Source organism: Microtetraspora malaysiensis (assembly GCF_050947145.1).
GTDB classification, from domain to species: Bacteria; Actinomycetota; Actinomycetes; order Streptosporangiales; family Streptosporangiaceae; genus Microtetraspora_A; species Microtetraspora_A malaysiensis.
Genome location: NZ_CP191998.1, coordinates 3,143,843 through 3,160,774 on the forward strand (window position 1 = coordinate 3,143,843; position 16,932 = coordinate 3,160,774).

The window sequence follows — 16,932 nt, forward strand, 5'->3', positions numbered from 1 at the left end:
CCTACCCTGCGTGACAAATTGCATTCCTGACTGCTCCTACCTTCGTTTGTGGCGCGGGAAGGAATTACGGCACACTGATGTTGTGAAATACGTGTCCGGGAAGACGAGCGTCGAGGGTGCCGCGGCGACGCGGCGTTCCGGCGTGCCCGGCAACACGACCGAGAGCAGGGCCGAGATCGCAGTGGGGAGCGCGTTGTCCGCCGAGCGCGGCACGCGGGCGCGGGTCGCGCGTCTCATCCTCGAACACGGTCCGGTGACCGCCGCCGACCTGGGCGAACGGCTGGGGCTCACCCCCGCGGCCGTCCGCCGCCACCTGGACGCGCTGCTCGCCGACGGGATGATCGCACCCCGTACGGCGCGGCCGCGCGGCCAGCGGGGAAGGGGCCGGCCGGCCAAGCTGTTCGCGATCACCGACGCGGGCCGCAGCGCCTTCGTCCACGCCTACGACGACCTGGCGGGCAGCGCGTTGCGCTTCCTGGCCGAGCGGCTCGGCGACGAGGCCGTGTCCGAGTTCGCGCGGGCACAGGTCGCCGGCCTGGTCGACCGGCTGGAGTCGGTCATGCGCGAGGTCCCCGCCGACCAGCGGATCCGCGTGCTGGCCGAGGCGCTGTCCGCCGAGGGCTATGCCGCCTCCGCCACGGAGACGGTCATAGGAGGCGAGCAGCTCTGCCAGCACCACTGCCCGGTCGCCCACGTCGCCGCGAAGTTCCCGCAGCTGTGCGAGGCCGAGACGGAGGCGTTCGGGCAGCTGCTCGGCACACCGGTGCAACGACTGGCCACGATCGCCAACGGCGACGGGGTCTGCACCACACACGTGAGTCCTCACGCGCTGGCCGTACGGCACGCGCGCAGTCCTGAAACGACGAGCAAGGAGTCCGGAAGGTGACTGTCACCGACCGCCCGGAGCTGGAAGGCCTCGGGAATTACAAGTTCGGCTGGGCCGACTCGGATGCGGCCGGTGCCGCGGCCCGCCGTGGCCTGTCCGAGGAGGTCGTGCGCAACATCTCCGAGCTCAAGAACGAGCCGGAGTGGATGCTCGACCTGCGCCTCAAGGGCCTGCGGCTGTTCGGGAAGAAGCCGATGCCGACGTGGGGCTCGGACCTGTCCGGCATCGATTTCGACAACATCAAGTACTTCGTCCGGTCCACCGAGAAGCAGGCCGCTTCCTGGGACGAACTGCCCGCCGACATCAAGAACACCTACGACAAGCTCGGCATCCCCGACGCGGAGAAGCAGCGCCTGATCGCGGGTGTGGCCGCTCAGTACGAGTCGGAGGTCGTCTACCACAAGATCCGTGAGGACCTTGAGGAGAAGGGCGTCATCTTCGTCGACACCGACACCGGCCTGCGCGAGCACGAGGAGCTCTTCAAGGAGTACTTCGGCTCGGTGATCCCGGTCGGCGACAACAAGTTCGCCTCGCTGAACACCGCGGTCTGGTCGGGCGGCTCCTTCATCTACGTGCCGCCGAACGTGAACGTGGAGATCCCGCTCCAGGCCTACTTCCGGATCAACACCGAGAACATGGGCCAGTTCGAGCGGACCCTGATCATCGTGGACGAGAACTCCTACGTCCACTACGTCGAGGGCTGCACCGCGCCGATCTACTCGTCCGACTCGCTGCACTCCGCGGTCGTCGAGATCATCGTGAAGAAGAACGCCCGCTGCCGGTACACGACCATCCAGAACTGGTCGAACAACGTCTACAACCTGGTCACCAAGCGCGCCGTGGCGTACGAGGGCGCGACCATGGAGTGGATCGACGGCAACATCGGCTCCAAGGTCACGATGAAGTACCCGGCGGTCTACCTGATGGGCGAGCACGCCAAGGGCGAGACCCTGTCGGTGGCCTTCGCGGGTGAGGGCCAGCACCAGGACGCCGGCGCCAAGATGGTGCACCTCGCGCCCAAGACGTCGAGCACGATCGTGTCCAAGTCCGTCGCCCGGGGCGGCGGCCGCACGTCCTACCGCGGCCTCGTCCAGATCGAGGAGGGCGCGGCCGGATCGGCGTCCACGGTGAAGTGCGACGCGCTGCTGGTGGACCAGATCAGCCGCTCCGACACCTACCCCTACGTGGACGTCCGCGAGGACGACGTGTCGATGGGGCACGAGGCCACGGTCTCCAAGGTGTCCGAGGACCAGCTCTTCTACCTGATGAGCCGCGGCATGAACGAGGACGAGGCGATGGCGATGATCGTGCGCGGCTTCGTCGAGCCGATCGCCAGGGAGCTCCCGATGGAGTACGCCCTGGAGCTGAACCGCCTGATCGAGCTGCAGATGGAAGGGGCCGTCGGCTGATGGGTCTGGAAACGATGCCGGTGTCCAAGCTCCACGCGGAGTCGTCGTACGACCCGGCCGACTTCCCGGTGCCGACCGGCCGCGAGGAGGAGTGGCGGTTCACGCCGCTGTCCCGCCTCAAGGGGCTCCACGACGGCACGGCCGCGCCCGTGGGCAACGTCGTGGTCGAGGTGGACGCCGCACCCGAGGTGACCGTGGAGACGGTCACCCGTGACGACGCCAGGATCGGCGCCGCCTACGTGCCGTCCGACCGGGTCAGCGCGCAGGCGTACGCGTCGTTCGAGAAGGCGACCGTCATCACGGTGCCCCGGGAGGTCGTGGCCTCCCGGCCGACCGTGGTCAACGTGCGCGGCCTCGGCGAGGGCGCGGGTCACGGGGCCACCTACGGCCACATCGTGGTCCGGGTCGAGCCGATGGCGCAGGCGGTGCTGGTCCTCGACCACACCGGCGGCGCCGTCTACGCCGACAACGTCGAGTTCGCGATCGGCGAGGGCGCGACCCTCAAGGTCGTCAGCCTGCAGGACTGGGCCGACGGCGCCGTCCACGTCTCCCACCACCACGCGCAGCTCGGCAAGGACGCGACGTTCCGGTCCTTCGTGGTGACGCTCGGCGGCGACCTCGTACGGCTCTCGCCGTCCGTGTCGTACACCGCTCCGGGCGGCGACGCCGACCTGACCGGGCTCTACTTCGTGGACGCCGGGCAGCACCTGGAGCACCGTCTCTGGGTGGACCACGGGGTGCCCAACTGCCGCAGCAACGTGACCTACAAGGGCGCGCTGCAGGGCGACGGGGCGCACTCCGTGTGGATCGGCGATGTGATCATCCGGGCCGAGGCCGAGGGTACCGACACCTACGAGCTCAACCGGAACCTCCTGCTCACCGACGGCGCCCGCGCCGACTCGGTGCCCAACCTGGAGATCCTCACCGGCGAGGTCGCCGGGGCGGGCCACGCCTCCGCCTCCGGCCGTCTCGACGACGAGCACATCTTCTACCTGCAGGCTCGGGGCATCCCGTACGACGAGGCCCGGCGTCTCGTGGTGCACGGCTTCTTCGCCCAGCTCCTGGAGAAGATCGAGGTCGAGGAGATCCGCGAGCGGGTGCTGTCCGCGGTGGAGGCTGAGCTCGCGCGATGAGTTTCGAGAAGGTCTGCAAGGTCAGCGACATCCCCGACGACGGCGCCCTGGGCGTCGAGGTGGGGGACACCCCGGTCGCGCTCGTCCGCACCGGCGGCGAGGTCTTCGCGCTGCACGACGTGTGCTCGCACGCGGAGGTGAAGCTGAGCGAGGGCGAGGTCTACGACCACACCCTGGAGTGCTGGCTGCACGGCTCGTGCTTCGACCTGCGCTCCGGCAAGTCCACCGGCCCGCCCGCCACCAAGCCCGTGAACGTCTACCGAGTCAAGATTGACGGCGACGACGTGTACGTCTCGCTCTCGAAGGAGTAATACATGTCAACCCTTGAGATTCGTGACCTGCACGTCGCAGTGGGCGACAAGGAGATCCTGCGCGGCGTCAACCTGACCATCAGCTCGAACGAGACCCACGCGATCATGGGGCCGAACGGCTCCGGCAAGTCCACCCTCGCGTACGCGATCGCGGGTCACCCGAAGTACACCGTCACCTCCGGAACCGTGCTGCTCGACGGCGAGGACCTGCTCGCCATGTCGGTGGACGAGCGGGCCCGGGCCGGTCTCTTCCTCGCGATGCAGTACCCGGTCGAGGTGCCCGGCGTGAGCGTCTCCAACTTCCTGCGCTCCGCGGTCACCGCCGTGCGCGGCGAGGCCCCCAAGCTGCGTGAGTTCGCCAAGGACCTGAAGAACGGCATGGACGCCCTGTCCATCGACCCGGCCTTCGCCCAGCGCAACACCAACGAGGGCTTCTCCGGCGGTGAGAAGAAGCGGCACGAGATCCTCCAGCTCGAGCTCCTCAAGCCGAAGATCGCCGTCCTGGACGAGACCGACTCCGGCCTCGACGTGGACGCGCTGCGCGTCGTCTCCGAGGGCATCAACCGGTTCCGCGCCTCCGGCGACACCGGCGTGCTGCTGATCACCCACTACACCCGCATCCTGCGCTATGTGAAGCCCGACTTCGTACACGTCTTCGCCGGCGGCCGGGTCGTCGAGGAGGGCGGCCCCGAGCTGGCCGACAAGCTGGAGGCCGAGGGTTACGAGTCCTACGTGAAGGCGTCCGCGTAATGAGCGTTCCGAGCTTCGACGTGGAGAGGGTCAGGAAGGATTTCCCGATCCTCTCGCGCGAGCTGCCCGGCGGTCGGCCCCTGGTCTACCTCGACTCGGGCAACTCCTCCCAGAAGCCGGCCCAGGTGATCGACACCATGCGCGAGCACCTGGCCCAGCACTACGGCAACGTCGGCCGGGCGCTGCACGCGCTCGGCAGCGAGTCCACGGAGGCGTACGAGGGGGCCCGCGACAAGATCGCCGCGTTCGTGGGCGCGTCGTCGCGCGACGAGATCGTCTTCACCAAGAACGCCTCCGAGGCGATCAACGTGGTGGCGTACTCCTTCGGCAACCCGACCAACACCGACGAGCGGTTCCGGATCGGCCCCGGCGACGAGATCGTCATCACGGAGATGGAGCACCACTCCAACATCGTGCCGTGGCAGTTCCTGGCCCAGCGCACGGGCGCGACGCTGCGCTGGTTCTCCGTCACCGACGAGGGCCGTCTCTCCCTGGACAACCTCGACGAGCTGGTCAACGAGCGCACCAAGATCGTCTCGATCGTCCACCAGTCGAACGTGCTCGGCACGGTGAACTCGATCTCGCCGATCCTGGACCGGGCCCGCGAGGTCGGCGCGCTGATGATGGTCGACGCCTCGCAGTCGGTGCCCCACCAGCAGGTGGACGTGACCGACCTCGACGTCGACTTCGTCGCCTTCACCGGGCACAAGATGCTCGGCCCGTCCGGCATCGGCGTGCTGTGGGGCCGCCGCGAGCTGCTCGAGGCCATGCCGCCGTTCCTCGGCGGCGGCGAGATGATCGAGGCGGTCTGGATGGACCACTCGACCTACGCCCCCGTGCCGCACAAGTTCGAGGCCGGGACGCCGCCGATCGTCGAGGCCGTCGGCCTCGGCGCCGCGGTCGACTACCTGACGTCGATCGGCATGGACGCGATCAAGCAGCACGAGCGGGAGCTCACCGGCTACGCTCTCGACGCGCTGGGGGAGATCCCCGGCCTGCGGATCGTCGGGCCGCGCACCGTCATCGCGCGCGGCGGCACGGTCTCGTTCACGCTTGAGGGCATCCACCCGCACGACGTCGGCCAGATCTTGGACGACGTGTTCGGCGTTGCCGTACGGGTAGGACACCACTGCGCCCGACCGCTGCACCTGCGGTTCGGAATTCCCGCGACCACTCGGGCGTCGTTCTACCTGTACAACACGACGGCCGAGGTCGACGCTCTGGTTCGCGGCCTCCACCATGTCCAGAAGGTGTTCGGCTGAGCCATGATCGCTGAATCCATGTACCAGGAACTCATCCTGGAGCACTACAAGCACCCGCAGGGCCGCGGGCTGCGTGAGCCGTTCGACGCAGAGGTGCACCATGTGAACCCGACCTGCGGCGACGAGGTCACGCTGCGGGTGAAGCTGGGCGACGGCGGCAAGGTGGTGGACGTCTCCTACGACGGGCAGGGCTGCTCGATCAGTCAGGCGGCGGCCTCCGTGCTGCACGAGCTCGCCACCGGCTCCACGATCGAGGAGTCCCTCTCAGTGGTCGACGAGTTCACCCGGCTCATGCAGGGGCGAGGCCAGATCGAGGCCGACGAGGACGTGCTCGGCGACGCGGTCGCCTTCGCCGGAGTGGCGAAGTTCCCCGCCCGGGTCAAGTGCGCGCTGCTGTCCTGGATGGCCTACAAGGACGCCGTGCTGCGGAGCCAGGCGTGACCGCTCGAACGAACGTAAGGAGGATGGCGTGAGCAAGCCGACCGAGACCCCCACGGTGGCGTTCGACGGAGAGATCTCCCTCGACGACGTCCTGGAGGCGCTGAAGGACGTTGTGGACCCCGAGCTGGGGATCAACGTGGTCGACCTCGGCCTCATTTACGGGGTCAACCTCGACCCCGCGGGCGAGGGCGAGCGGCCCGTCGCCACCATCGACATGACGCTGACCAGCGCGGCCTGCCCGCTGACCGATGTCATCGAGGACCAGGCCAACTCGGCCCTCGCCGACCTCGCGTCCAGTGTTGTGATCAACTGGGTGTGGCTCCCGCCGTGGGGCCCGGACAAGATCAGCGACGAGGGCCGCGAGCAGCTCCGGATGCTGGGCTTCAACGTCTGACCAGGCTTTTCTCGGGCCGACCTCGGGCTTCCCGGCCGGGGGTCGGCCCGTTCTCGTGCCACCGCCCGGCGGTCTTTACCGTGATGTTGGTGGCTGAGGGAATGGTGTAGGGTTGCATCTCGTTATGCCCGAAGCGACTTGAATGACGGTGTCCGTGACAAGGCCGCTCGCATCCATGCGGGTGACCGGCACGACTGCGGGAACGCCGAGGTCGCCGGATTGACCGTGGTACCGCACCGCGCGACGCGCGCATCACGCGGAACCACCGCCTGACGCAGGGGCCAGCCCGCCGGAGTGCTCGGTGGCGCCGGACTTTGTGTCCGTCCAGGAAACGATCCTGGAAGCCCCGCCCATGAACACCCCTGCGTACTGAATGAATGAAGTACGGCGCCGCCGTACCTATGTCCTGGCTCGTCCTTTCGCAGAAGTGACGCGCCCCCGTGTTTCGACACGTTGACTTCGATGAAAGGCACGAACCTCGTGACCATGCTTGACGCTGGCCATGTTTCCCCCGCGTCCTCGCCCGAGGACGACGCCGCCGCCCCGTCCGAGGCGGCTCCCTCCTCCGACGTCTCCTCCGCGCCGTCCGGCGCCGGGGACTTCGCGTCGCTCGGCCTGCCGCGGCCGCTCGTCTCCGGGCTGGCCAGGGACGGCATCACCGAGCCGTTCCCCATCCAGAGCGCGGCGATCCCCGACGTCCTCGCCGGCCACGACGTCCTCGGCCGCGGGCAGACCGGCTCGGGCAAGACGCTCGCCTTCGGCCTGCCGACCATGGCCCGCATCGCCGGGGAGCGCGCGCTGCCCAAGCGCCCGCTCGCCATCATCCTCGTCCCCACCCGCGAGCTGGCCCTCCAGGTCGCCGACACCCTTGAGCCGCTGGGCCGGGGCCTGTCGCTGCGCACCAGGACCGTCGTCGGCGGCATGTCGATGGGACGGCAGATCGAGTCGCTGCGCCGGGGCGTCGAGATCGTCGTGGCCACGCCCGGACGCCTCACCGACCTCATGGAGCAGGGCGAGTGCTCGCTCCAGGACGTCCAGGTCACCGTGCTCGACGAGGCCGACCACATGTGCGACCTCGGCTTCTTCCCCGTGGTGAGCGCGATCCTGAATGCCACCCCCTCCGACGGGCAGCGGCTGCTCTTCTCCGCCACGCTCGACGGCGACGTGGACAAGCTCGTCCAGAAGTTCCTCACCGACCCGGTGACCCACTCGCTCGCTCCGGCGGCCTCGTCGGTGGCGACCATGGAGCACCACCTCCTCCAGGTCCACCGGGACGACAAGGTCGACGTGACCGCCGAGATCGCCAACCGCGAGGGCCGCACGATCCTGTTCGTGCGCACCCAGCACGGGGTGGACCGCGTCGTCAAGCAGCTCGCCCGCGTCGGTGTCCGGGCCGGCGGCCTGCACGGCGGCAAGCGGCAGAACCAGCGCACCCGCATCCTCGGGGAGTTCCGCGAGGGCAACGTGAAGGTGCTGGTCTGCACCGACGTGGCGGCCCGGGGCATCCACGTCGACGACGTCAGCCTGGTGCTCCACGTCGATCCTCCGATGGACCACAAGAGCTACCTGCACCGCGGCGGCCGTACGGCCCGCGCGGGCGAGAGCGGCAGCGTCGTGACGCTCGTCATGCCGAACGAGCGCCGCTCCACCGACGCGATGACCCGGCGCGCCGGCATCACGCCGTCGCGGCACCGGGTGCGCCCCGGTGACGAGGTGCTCGCCGAGGTCGCCGGCGCGCGGCAGCCCAGCGGCGAGGCGATCCCCGTCTGGGAGCCCGACGTGCGCAAGCCGCTGCGGCCGCGCCGTGAGGGCCCGGCCGGCGAGGGCCGTCCCCGCCGCTTCGGCGACCGCAGGGAGCGCCGGTTCGACCGTGACGGCCGGGGCTTCCGGGGCGACCAGGAGGGCCGTTCCTTCGGCGCGGACCGCGAGACCGGTGAAGGCCACGAGCGTCGTGAGGGCCGCCCGTTCCGCGGTCACCGCGACGGCGGCGACCGTCCGTTCCGCGACGACCGCGAGCGCCGTCCGTTCCGTGACGAGCGTCAGGGCCGGGACGACCGTCCGTTCAAGGGCGACCGGGACGGTGGCGACCGTCCGGTCAAGGGCGACCGGGAGGGCGGCGACCGTCCGTTCCGCGACGACCGTGACCGCTCCTATCGGGGCGACCGCAACGACCGCAACGACCGCCCGTTCCGCCAGGACCGCGACGGCGGCTCCTACCGGGGCGGCCGTGAGAGTGGTTCGTACCGGGGCGACCGTGAGAGCGGTTCGTACCAGGGCGACCGTCGCGGCCAGGGAGACCGCCCCTTCCGCGGCGACCGGGACGGCGGCTCCTACCGGGGCGATCGTGACGGGCGCCAGAACCGCGGCGACCGCGGCTACCAGGGGGACCGCTCGCGTGGCTCCTTCGGCGAGGGCCGGGGCTCACACGGCGGGTTCCGCGATCAGTCGCGCGGCCAGAGTGGGGAGGGCCGCCCCGAGCAGCGTGGCGGCTCCCGGGACGGCGAGCGCGGCGGCCACCGTGACGGCGAGCGCCGCCCGGACAGCCGCGGCGACTTCCGCACGCCGCGTGGCGGCGGGTTCCGGCAGGGTGGCCGCCCCGGCGGGCGCGCCGGAGGCCACTCCGGCAACCGCTACGGTCGCTGAGACCTGATTCCGACCGCTCTTCGCGGTTGTGCTGCGCCGGTGTCCCGTACGGGGCACCGGCGCTCGCCGTTTTCCGGGCGACGGTTCCACGAGCCCCGCGGACATCCGGGCCTGAGCCGGATCCGGTAGGTTGTCGCCGCCCGGGCGCCTGCCGTAAGGAGTCCCCCTGTGTTCGTCGACCTGCCGCTCGACCATCTTCGCGCCTATCTTCCAGAACGGGATGAGCCCGCCGACTTCGCCGACTTCTGGGCGCGGACCCTGCGTGAAGCCCGTACGTACGACCTCGCGGCCACCTTCACACCCCACGACGCCCACCTCGCGCTCGTGGACGCGTACGACGTGACCTTCGCCGGGTTCGGCGGGCACCCGATCAAGGGGTGGCTGCTCACCCCAGCCTCGCCGGACGGGCCGCTGCCCTGCGTCGTCGAGTACATCGGCTACAACGGCGGACGGGGTCTGCCGCACGACTGGCTCCTGTGGCCGTCCGCCGGATACGCGGTGTTCGTGATGGACACCCGGGGCCAGGGCGGCGGCTGGCGGCAGGGGGACACACCCGACCCCGCGCCCGGGACCGGCCCCGAGACCGCCGGGAAGCTGACCCGCGGCGTGCTCGACCGCGACGAGTACTACTACCGGCGCCTCTACACCGACGTGGTGCGCGCCGTCGAGGCGGCTCGGGCGCACCCCGCCGTGGACGCGGAGCGCATCGCGGTCTCGGGCGCCAGCCAGGGCGGCGGCATGGCCCTGGCCGCCGCCGCGCTCGCGCCCGGGATCTCCTACGCCTTCGTCGACGTGCCGTTCATGTGCCACATCCGGCGTGCCGTCGAGGTCACCGACGCCCTGCCGTACGGGGAGCTGAGCCGGTTCTGCGCGGTCAACCGGGAGCGGGCCGACGACGTCTTCGCCACCCTGGCCTACTTCGACGGGACGAACTTCGCGGCCAGGGCGACGGTGCCCGCCCGGTTCTCCGTGGGGCTGCGCGACGAGGTCACCCCGGCCTCGACCGTCTTCGCCGCCTACAATCACTACGCCGGTCCCAAGGACATCTCGGTCTGGCCGTTCAACGGGCACGAGGGCGGCCAGTCGCTGGAGGCCCTGGAGCACCTGAAGATCGCCAAGAAGATCTTCGGCTGACCTCGCGTCGGCCCGGCGACGGCGCGGAGGCCCACGAGACGCGCCCGGTCACGCGGCCGGTCACGCGGACCGACTACGCTGGTTCCGCATCGCCCGACAACCCTGAAAGAGATCATGAAGACCTTCGAAGAGCTGTACGCCGAGCTGTCGGAGAAGGCGCGCACCCGGCCCCCGGGCTCGGGCACCGTGGCCGCGCTGGACGCCGGGGTCCATGCCATCGGGAAGAAGGTCGTCGAGGAGGCCGCCGAGAGCTGGATGGCCGCCGAGCACGAGTCCACGGAGCGGGCCGCGGAGGAGATCTCCCAGCTCCTCTACCACGTGCAGGTCCTCATGCTGGCGCGCGGCATCGGGCTCGACGAGGTCTACAAGCATCTCTAGGCCGCCCGCGAGGCGGCCGAAACGCGTCCAATGACCTCGTCATCCGCGTCCCGAAGGGGTTCCGTCACACCATGCTGCGTCTCGCCGTACCGAACAAGGGCGCGCTCGCCGAAGCCGCCCAGACCATCCTGAAAGAGGCGGGGTACCGCCCGCGCACCGACAGCAAGGAGCTCGTGGTCGTCGACCCCGAGAACTCCTGCGAGCTGTTCTTCCTGCGTCCCCGCGACATCGCCGTCTACGTCGGCGAAGGCACGCTCGACGCCGGCATCACCGGCCGCGACATGCTCTTCGACTCCGGCGCCCCGGCCGAGGAGGTCGTGCCGCTGGGCTTCGGCCGGTCCACGTTCCGCTTCGCCGCGCCCGCCGGACGGTACAGCAGCGTCACCGACCTGGCCGGCCTGCGGATCGCCACCTCCTACGCCGGTCTGCTCGGCAAGTACCTCGCCGAGGAGGGCATCGACGCGCGGGTCATCAAGCTCGACGGCGCGGTCGAGACGGCGATCCGGCTCGGCGTCGCCGACGCGGTCGCCGACGTCGTCGAGACCGGCACCACGCTCCGCAACGTCGGCCTGGAGGTCTTCGGGGAGCCCATCGCCCACTCCGAGGCCGTGGTCATCAAGCGGGCCGGCGCCGCCGAGACGAACGGCTTCCAGCAGCTCATCCGGCGGCTCCAGGGCGTTCTGGTCGCCCGCGACTACGTGATGATGGACTACGACATCCGGGTCGAGCGGATCGAGGAGGCCATCGCGATCACGCCCGGCGTCGAGGGGCCGACGGTGTCGCCGCTGCACCGTGAGGGCTGGGTCGCCGTACGCGCCATGGTGCCGCGCAAGGGCCACCAGCAGATGATGGACCAGCTCTGGGAGATCGGCGCGAAGGCCATCCTGATCACCGCCATCTACGCCTGCCGGCTCTGACGTCCGTCGCCGCGCGAGCGGGATCAGCGCCGGTGGTCGTTGAGGAGGCCGGACCGGTTCAGGTAGTCGACCAGCGGGCCGCTTGAGGCCAGCCGGCCCTTCCGCTGCGCCTCGTTCATCGTCCGGCTGAGCTCGCGCAGCTTCTTGCGCACCTTCTCGGGCTTGCCGTCCGCGATCTTCTCCCGCATCTCCTCGATCTTGTCGCGTACCTTCTCGGCCGTGTCGGAGTCGATGCCGCCCTGCTGCTCCTGGGCGGCCAGGGCGCTCGCGAGCCCGGCCAGCCAGGCGAGGGGGCCGTTCACGACCCTCGTGGGCGACGGAGACGGAGCCGGCGGCGTCGGGGTGACCGACGGGGTCGGTCTCGGGGTGGCGGACGGGCTCCGCCGCACCGGCGCGGGCGTCGTCGCGGCACTCGTGGGAGCCGCCCCGGCGGCGTCGGGCGTGGACGTCGAGGACGGGGAGGCCAGCCACACCACGGCCAGGACGGGGACGACCGCGCCGGCCGCGATCATCGCCCCCTTGCGCCGGGACATCCCGCCGCGCTTCGGGCGTCCGGAGTTTCCGGAGTTTCCGGAGGACCACGGCCCCGGCGTGACGGACGTGTGCGCCGTCGGGCCGCCGTCCGGGTAGGCGAGATGCCCGCCGTATGCCGACGTGGGCGGCCAGGCGGTCGGGTGCGCGGTGTGCCCCTGCGTGGGCGCCCCGCCGCCCTGATAGGCCTGCGGAGGCCAGCCGGAGGCCGCGCCGCCCCCCTCGAAGAACCCGGCGCCGCTCACGTCGAGCAACGCTGTGTCGCCGGCCCGCGCCGGGCCGGGAGGCGGGGGCGGGGCGCTCCGGGTCCGGGCGATCACCTCTCCGGCCGTCGGCCGGGCGCTCGGCTCCTTCTCCAGCAGCGCCAGCACCAGCGCCTCCAGGTCCGCCGGGAGCTCCGGACGGAAGCGGCGCGGCGGTGGGGGCGGCTGCTGGATGTGCTGGAAGACCAGCTCGGCCGACGACCCGGCGAACGGCGGGTGGCCACACAGCAGCTCGTAGCACACGCAGCCGAGGGCGTACATGTCGCTGGCCGCGTCACCGGGGCGTCCCATGATCTGGTCCGGCGACATGTACGCGGCGGTGCCGACGATCATGCCGACGGCGGTGAGCCGTCCCGCCGCCTCGTCCGCCAGCCGGGCGATGCCGAAGTCGACCACCTTGACCTGGCCGCCGTCGGTCAGGTGCAGGTTGGCGGGCTTGATGTCGCGGTGCACGACCCCGGCCCGATGTGCGGCGTCCAACGCGACGGCCACCTGCCCGACCAGCCGGCGGACCTCGTCCACCTCCAGCGGCCCCCGCGCGGCCAGCTCCTCGGCCAGGCTCCGGCCCGAGAGCAGCTCCATCACGAGGAACGGCCGCCCCTCGTGCTCGCCCACGTCGTACACGCTGACCACGTTGGGGTGGACCACCCGCGCGGCGGTGCGCGCTTCCTGGGCGAACCGGGCCCGCATCGACGGATCGGACCCCTCGGCCGCGAAGACCTTGACCGCCACCGGCAGATCGCGGACCAGGTCGTGGCCGCGCCACACCTCGGCCATCCCGCCCCGGCCGATCGGCGCGTCCAGGCGGTAGCGGTCGCCGAGCACGGAGGAGACTCCCACCCAGCCGTTCACCGCAGCCCCCTACACATCAGCGTCAAAGGATGACGAACACCCTAACGGAGGGATCAAGGGGACCGGGCCCGCACGACCGGCCGCGCTTCTCTGACAAATGTCATGAAGAAGGCCGGAGGTATGGAACTGCAGCGTGCAGCGGTACGCCTCCTAGCATCGAGCGCGTGAACGCCATCTCCTTCTCCCAGGTCACACGGGCCTACGGGGACGTGCTCGCGGTGGACGGGCTCGACCTCGACATCCCCCCGGGCCGTACGGTCGCCCTGCTGGGGCCGAACGGCGCCGGCAAATCCACTTCGATCAACATGATGCTCGGCCTGCTCCGCCCGACCAGCGGCCAGATCAAGATCTTCGGGGAGACGCCCGAACGCGCCATCGCCCGCGGCGACGTCGGCGCGATGCTCCAGGAGGGGACGCTGATCCCCGAACTGACCGTCGCCGAGACCGTCGGCTTCGTCCGGAGCCTCTACCCCGACCCCCTGCCCCTCGACGAGATCCTCCGCATGGCCGAACTCACCGACCTGGCCGGACGCAGGGCCGGACGGCTGTCCGGCGGACAGACCCAGCGGGTACGGTTCGCGCTGGCCATCGCGGGCGCTCCCCGGCTCCTCATCCTCGACGAACCCACCGCCGCCATGGACGTCGAGTCCCGCCGCGCCTTCTGGGACAACATCCGGGCGTACGCGGCACAGGGGCGCACGGTCCTGTTCGCCACCCACTACCTGGAGGAGGCCGACGAGAACTCCGACAGGGTCGTCGTCATCGCACGCGGCCGGATCGTCGCCGACGGGACGGCCGCCGAGATCAAGGCCGGAGTCGGAGGCCAAACGGTGAGCTTCACGCTCGGCACGCAGTCCGTCGCCGGCCTTGACGCGCTGCCCGGCGTCATCGCGGTCGAGATCACATCGGGCCGTGCCGTACTCAGGACGAGCGATCCGGACGTCACCGTCGACGCGCTCTACCGCAAGACCGCCCTCGATGTGCGCGGCCTCGAGATCGCCGGGGCCGATCTCGAGGACGCCTTCCTCGCACTGACCCAGGAGTCCTGATGCTGAAGCACATCAAGATCGAAGCGCTGCGGATGCTGCGCAACAAGCGCTACGCCGTCTTCGTCGTGGCCTTCCCCCTCGGCTTCTACCTGCTCTACTCCAACCTGTGGGGTGATCAGGTGGACGCGACCACCGGGGTGAAGGCCAGCGTGATCCTCATGGTCTCCATGGGCGCGTACGGCGCACTGGCCTCGTCCATCATGTCCACGGCGGTCCCCTGGGCGCAGGAGCGGGAGAGCGGCTGGCTGCGCCAACTCCAGATCACGCCGCTGCCCAGCTGGTCGTTCATCGTGACCAAGCTGGTCGTGTCCCTGCTGCTCACTCTGCCCGCGCTCGTGCTCGTCGGCTTGGCGGCCGTCCTCACCCAGGGCGTCTCGCTTCCGCCGGGCGCGTGGGCCGGGCTGGTCGTCGCGATGTGGCTCGGTGTGATCCCGTTCGCCGCGCTCGGCCTGGCCATCGGCTCGCTGACGCGCCCCGACACGGCCCAGCCGCTCGCCATGATCGGCATGTTCGGGCTCGCGCTGCTCGGAGGTCTCTGGATCCCCCTCGACATCATGCCGGAGACCATGCGGTCGATCGCCAAGGTGCTTCCCTCGAACGACTACGCCACCATCGGCTGGCAGATCGTCGCAGGAGAGACGCCGTCCGCCTCGGCGGTCCTCGGCATCCTCGGGTGGGGCGTCGCCCTGATCGCGTTCGCCATCTTCGCCTTCCGGCGGGCTACCGTACGCGCATGATCGGCAGGCTGGAGCGCGTCTTCACGTTCGGCAGGACAGGGGGACGGGGGTCACGACCGCGGCGCCTGATGGGCATCGCGTTCGGCTTCATGTACCTCGCCTACCCGGTGTCCGCCATCGTGACCGGAGAGGTCTCCGGCGCGGAGGCGGTCTGGCAGAGCGTCGCCCTCGGGGTGTTCGTCGTGACCTACGTCGTCGCCGTCCTCACCCCGGGGGAGCACGGCGAGCGCGGTAGGCGGGCGATCACGCTGATGGCCCTGACCACGCTGATGGCGGTCGTGTTCCCGCTCCTCTTCGGGAGCGAGTGGACCGCGTTGCCGATCTACGTCACCGTGATGCTCTCCATGGCGCTGCCCCTGCGGCACGCCCTGGTAGCGATGGCGGCGATGTCCCTGGTCGTCCTCGTCGACTGCCTGGTCGCGGGCGCGGAGATCGGCACCGTGATGATGCTCCTGATGCAGGTGTGGACCCTCGGCATCCTGTTCGCCAGCGTTCGTAACACGCGCTTGCTCGTCCTCCAGCTCGAGGACGCGCAGCGGGAGGTCGCTCGGCTGGCGGCGAGCGACGAGCGGCTCCGCATCGCGCGAGACCTGCACGACCTGCTCGGGCACAGCCTGTCGCTGATCGTGCTCAAGAGCGAGCTCGCCGGCCGCCTGGCCGAGCAGGGCGCGGAGCGGGCGGTCCACGAGATCGCGGACATCGAGTCCGTCGCGCGGCAGGCCCTGGTGGAGGTACGCGAGGCCGTCACCGGATATCGCCGGCGGGGGTTCGCCGAGGAGCTCGACGGGGCGCGCGCCGCGCTCGCCGCCGCCGGGCTGGCGGTGGCCGCCCGGATCGCCGGGACCCCGCTGCCCGACACCCTCGACGGCCTCTTCGGCTGGGGGGTGCGCGAGGCAACCACCAACGTCGTACGGCACGCCCGCGCCACCCGCTGCGAGATCACCGTCACCAACGACGGGACCCATGCCACGCTCGAGGTCACCGACAACGGCGTCGCCGGGCCGTACGAGCCGGGAAGCGGCCTGCGCGGCCTGGCGGAACGGGTCCGCGCCGAGGGAGGCGCGATGGAGGCCGGGCCGTCGCCGGGCGGATTCCGGTTGCGCATCGCCGTGCCCGCTCCGCACCTCGCCGGGCCGGAAGACGAGTCCGCCGCTCGCGACACCGGCGTCCATCTAGGCTCGGGCACATGATCCGCGTCATTCTGGCCGAGGACCAGGCGATGGTCAGGGGAGCGCTGGCGTCACTGCTGGACCTGGAGCCCGACATCGAGGTCGTGGGGGAGGCGGCCACCGGAGAGGAGGCGGTCGCCGTCGTGGAGCGCCTCGAACCCGATGTCGCCCTCCTGGACATCGAGATGCCCGTGCTGGACGGCATCGCCGCCGCCGCGCGGATCCGCGCGCGGACGCCCGGATGCCGGGTGGTGATCCTGACCACCTTCGGACGGCCGGGATACCTGCGCCAGGCCATGGAGGCGGGTGCCTACGGGTTCCTCGTCAAGGACAGCCCGGCGCGCGAGCTGGCGGTCGCGATCCGGCGGGTACTCGGCGGCGAGCGGGTGATCGATCCCGGCCTGGCCGCCGCCGCTCTCAGCGCGGGGCCGAACCCCCTCTCGCGCCGGGAGCGCGACGTCCTGACCGCGGCCGCGGACGGCTCCACGATCATGGACATCGCCCGCGCGCTGCATCTTTCCGAGGGCACGGTACGCAACTACCTCTCCTCGGCGATCCAGAAGACCGGCGCGCGCAACCGCATCGAGGCCGTGCAGCGGTCGCGGCTCCAGGGCTGGCTCTGACCGCCCCGCACTCCTCGCGGTACTCCGGGCATGGCCGTGCCCGGGCGGTC

General features: G+C 70.7%; 17 protein-coding genes. 16 read left to right on the top strand and 1 reads right to left on the bottom strand.

The features are described 5' to 3' along the window. The first annotated feature begins 82 nt into the window (after positions 1-82). The 12 genes from ACQP1V_RS14975 (at position 83) to hisG (ending at position 11,658) form a co-directional block, all read left to right on the top strand. Complete coding sequence (locus ACQP1V_RS14975) at positions 83-886, top strand: helix-turn-helix transcriptional regulator (RefSeq protein ID WP_433423142.1); 804 nt, start codon at positions 83-85, stop codon at positions 884-886. Beyond that, a complete protein-coding gene (gene sufB, locus ACQP1V_RS14980; protein ID WP_433423145.1) occupies positions 883-2,295 on the top strand; it encodes a Fe-S cluster assembly protein SufB in 1,413 nt (470 codons plus the stop codon). Before ACQP1V_RS14975 ends, sufB begins: the two co-directional genes overlap by 4 nt. Further along, on the top strand, positions 2,295-3,428 hold the full coding sequence (gene sufD, locus ACQP1V_RS14985) for a Fe-S cluster assembly protein SufD (RefSeq protein WP_433423147.1): 1,134 nt from the start codon (positions 2,295-2,297) through the stop codon (positions 3,426-3,428). Before sufB ends, sufD begins: the two co-directional genes overlap by 1 nt. Continuing rightward, positions 3,425-3,739, top strand: a complete 315-nt coding sequence (locus tag ACQP1V_RS14990; protein WP_387416616.1) for a Rieske (2Fe-2S) protein — start codon at positions 3,425-3,427, stop codon at positions 3,737-3,739. The genes sufD and ACQP1V_RS14990 overlap by 4 nt, the downstream gene beginning before the upstream one ends. Before the next feature lie 3 nt (positions 3,740-3,742). Beyond that, a complete protein-coding gene (sufC, locus tag ACQP1V_RS14995) occupies positions 3,743-4,489 on the top strand; it encodes a Fe-S cluster assembly ATPase SufC (protein WP_433423150.1) in 747 nt (248 codons plus the stop codon). Continuing rightward, positions 4,489-5,751 carry a cysteine desulfurase gene (locus ACQP1V_RS15000; protein ID WP_433423152.1) on the top strand — a complete coding sequence of 421 codons (1,263 nt, stop codon included), beginning with the start codon at positions 4,489-4,491 and terminating at the stop codon, positions 5,749-5,751. Before sufC ends, ACQP1V_RS15000 begins: the two co-directional genes overlap by 1 nt. Positions 5,752-5,754: 3 nt before the next feature. Further along, positions 5,755-6,192: a Fe-S cluster assembly sulfur transfer protein SufU gene (gene sufU / locus ACQP1V_RS15005; RefSeq protein ID WP_387416618.1), complete on the top strand. Its 438-nt coding sequence runs from the start codon at positions 5,755-5,757 to the stop codon at positions 6,190-6,192. Between the two features lie 28 nt (positions 6,193-6,220). Next, positions 6,221-6,586, top strand: a complete 366-nt coding sequence (locus ACQP1V_RS15010; RefSeq protein ID WP_387416619.1) for a metal-sulfur cluster assembly factor — start codon at positions 6,221-6,223, stop codon at positions 6,584-6,586. Positions 6,587-7,048: 462 nt separating this feature from the next. Beyond that, complete coding sequence (locus ACQP1V_RS15015; protein ID WP_433423155.1) at positions 7,049-9,229, top strand: DEAD/DEAH box helicase; 2,181 nt, start codon at positions 7,049-7,051, stop codon at positions 9,227-9,229. Between the two features lie 168 nt (positions 9,230-9,397). After that, positions 9,398-10,363, top strand: a complete 966-nt coding sequence (locus ACQP1V_RS15020; RefSeq protein WP_433423158.1) for an acetylxylan esterase — start codon at positions 9,398-9,400, stop codon at positions 10,361-10,363. Positions 10,364-10,477: 114 nt separating this feature from the next. Further along, positions 10,478-10,741, top strand: a complete 264-nt coding sequence (locus ACQP1V_RS15025) for a phosphoribosyl-ATP diphosphatase (RefSeq protein ID WP_067141912.1) — start codon at positions 10,478-10,480, stop codon at positions 10,739-10,741. Between the two features lie 71 nt (positions 10,742-10,812). Further along, entirely contained in the window at positions 10,813-11,658 is an 846-nt protein-coding gene (gene hisG / locus ACQP1V_RS15030; protein ID WP_067141916.1) for an ATP phosphoribosyltransferase, read from the top strand. Positions 11,659-11,681: 23 nt separating this feature from the next. Here the strand turns inward: hisG and ACQP1V_RS15035 are convergent, their stop codons facing one another. Continuing rightward, a complete protein-coding gene (locus ACQP1V_RS15035; RefSeq protein WP_433423162.1) occupies positions 11,682-13,304 on the bottom strand; it encodes a protein kinase domain-containing protein in 1,623 nt (540 codons plus the stop codon). Positions 13,305-13,468: 164 nt separating this feature from the next. On the opposite strand from ACQP1V_RS15035, the gene ACQP1V_RS15040 reads away from it, so the two are divergent. The 4 genes from ACQP1V_RS15040 to ACQP1V_RS15055 are packed head-to-tail and all read left to right on the top strand — an operon-like array spanning position 13,469 to position 16,882. Beyond that, positions 13,469-14,353, top strand: a complete 885-nt coding sequence (locus ACQP1V_RS15040) for an ABC transporter ATP-binding protein (RefSeq protein ID WP_433423165.1) — start codon at positions 13,469-13,471, stop codon at positions 14,351-14,353. Beyond that, positions 14,353-15,090 carry an ABC transporter permease gene (locus tag ACQP1V_RS15045; protein WP_387416625.1) on the top strand — a complete coding sequence of 246 codons (738 nt, stop codon included), beginning with the start codon at positions 14,353-14,355 and terminating at the stop codon, positions 15,088-15,090. The genes ACQP1V_RS15040 and ACQP1V_RS15045 overlap by 1 nt, the downstream gene beginning before the upstream one ends. Next, the gene (locus ACQP1V_RS15050) at positions 15,087-16,280 is read left to right on the top strand and encodes a sensor histidine kinase (protein WP_433423169.1); all 1,194 of its coding nucleotides are present in this window, start codon (positions 15,087-15,089) and stop codon (positions 16,278-16,280) included. Before ACQP1V_RS15045 ends, ACQP1V_RS15050 begins: the two co-directional genes overlap by 4 nt. Beyond that, positions 16,277-16,882: a response regulator transcription factor gene (locus tag ACQP1V_RS15055; protein ID WP_067141929.1), complete on the top strand. Its 606-nt coding sequence runs from the start codon at positions 16,277-16,279 to the stop codon at positions 16,880-16,882. The genes ACQP1V_RS15050 and ACQP1V_RS15055 overlap by 4 nt, the downstream gene beginning before the upstream one ends. Positions 16,883-16,932: the final 50 nt, after the last annotated feature.

What these genes read in the sequence shown, in the direction of transcription:
- sufD (WP_433423147.1), top strand. Translation starts at nt 2,295, where the DNA reads ATGGGTCTGGAAACGATGCCGGTGTCCAAGCTCCACGCGGAGTCGTCG.
- ACQP1V_RS14990 (WP_387416616.1), top strand. Translation starts at nt 3,425, where the DNA reads ATGAGTTTCGAGAAGGTCTGCAAGGTCAGCGACATCCCCGACGACGGC.
- sufC (WP_433423150.1), top strand. Translation starts at nt 3,743, where the DNA reads ATGTCAACCCTTGAGATTCGTGACCTGCACGTCGCAGTGGGCGACAAG.
- ACQP1V_RS15000 (WP_433423152.1), top strand. Translation starts at nt 4,489, where the DNA reads ATGAGCGTTCCGAGCTTCGACGTGGAGAGGGTCAGGAAGGATTTCCCG.
- sufU (WP_387416618.1), top strand. Translation starts at nt 5,755, where the DNA reads ATGATCGCTGAATCCATGTACCAGGAACTCATCCTGGAGCACTACAAG.
- ACQP1V_RS15015 (WP_433423155.1), top strand. Translation starts at nt 7,049, where the DNA reads ATGAAAGGCACGAACCTCGTGACCATGCTTGACGCTGGCCATGTTTCC.
- ACQP1V_RS15025 (WP_067141912.1), top strand. Translation starts at nt 10,478, where the DNA reads ATGAAGACCTTCGAAGAGCTGTACGCCGAGCTGTCGGAGAAGGCGCGC.
- hisG (WP_067141916.1), top strand. Translation starts at nt 10,813, where the DNA reads ATGCTGCGTCTCGCCGTACCGAACAAGGGCGCGCTCGCCGAAGCCGCC.
- ACQP1V_RS15045 (WP_387416625.1), top strand. Translation starts at nt 14,353, where the DNA reads ATGCTGAAGCACATCAAGATCGAAGCGCTGCGGATGCTGCGCAACAAG.
- ACQP1V_RS15050 (WP_433423169.1), top strand. Translation starts at nt 15,087, where the DNA reads ATGATCGGCAGGCTGGAGCGCGTCTTCACGTTCGGCAGGACAGGGGGA.
- ACQP1V_RS15055 (WP_067141929.1), top strand. Translation starts at nt 16,277, where the DNA reads ATGATCCGCGTCATTCTGGCCGAGGACCAGGCGATGGTCAGGGGAGCG.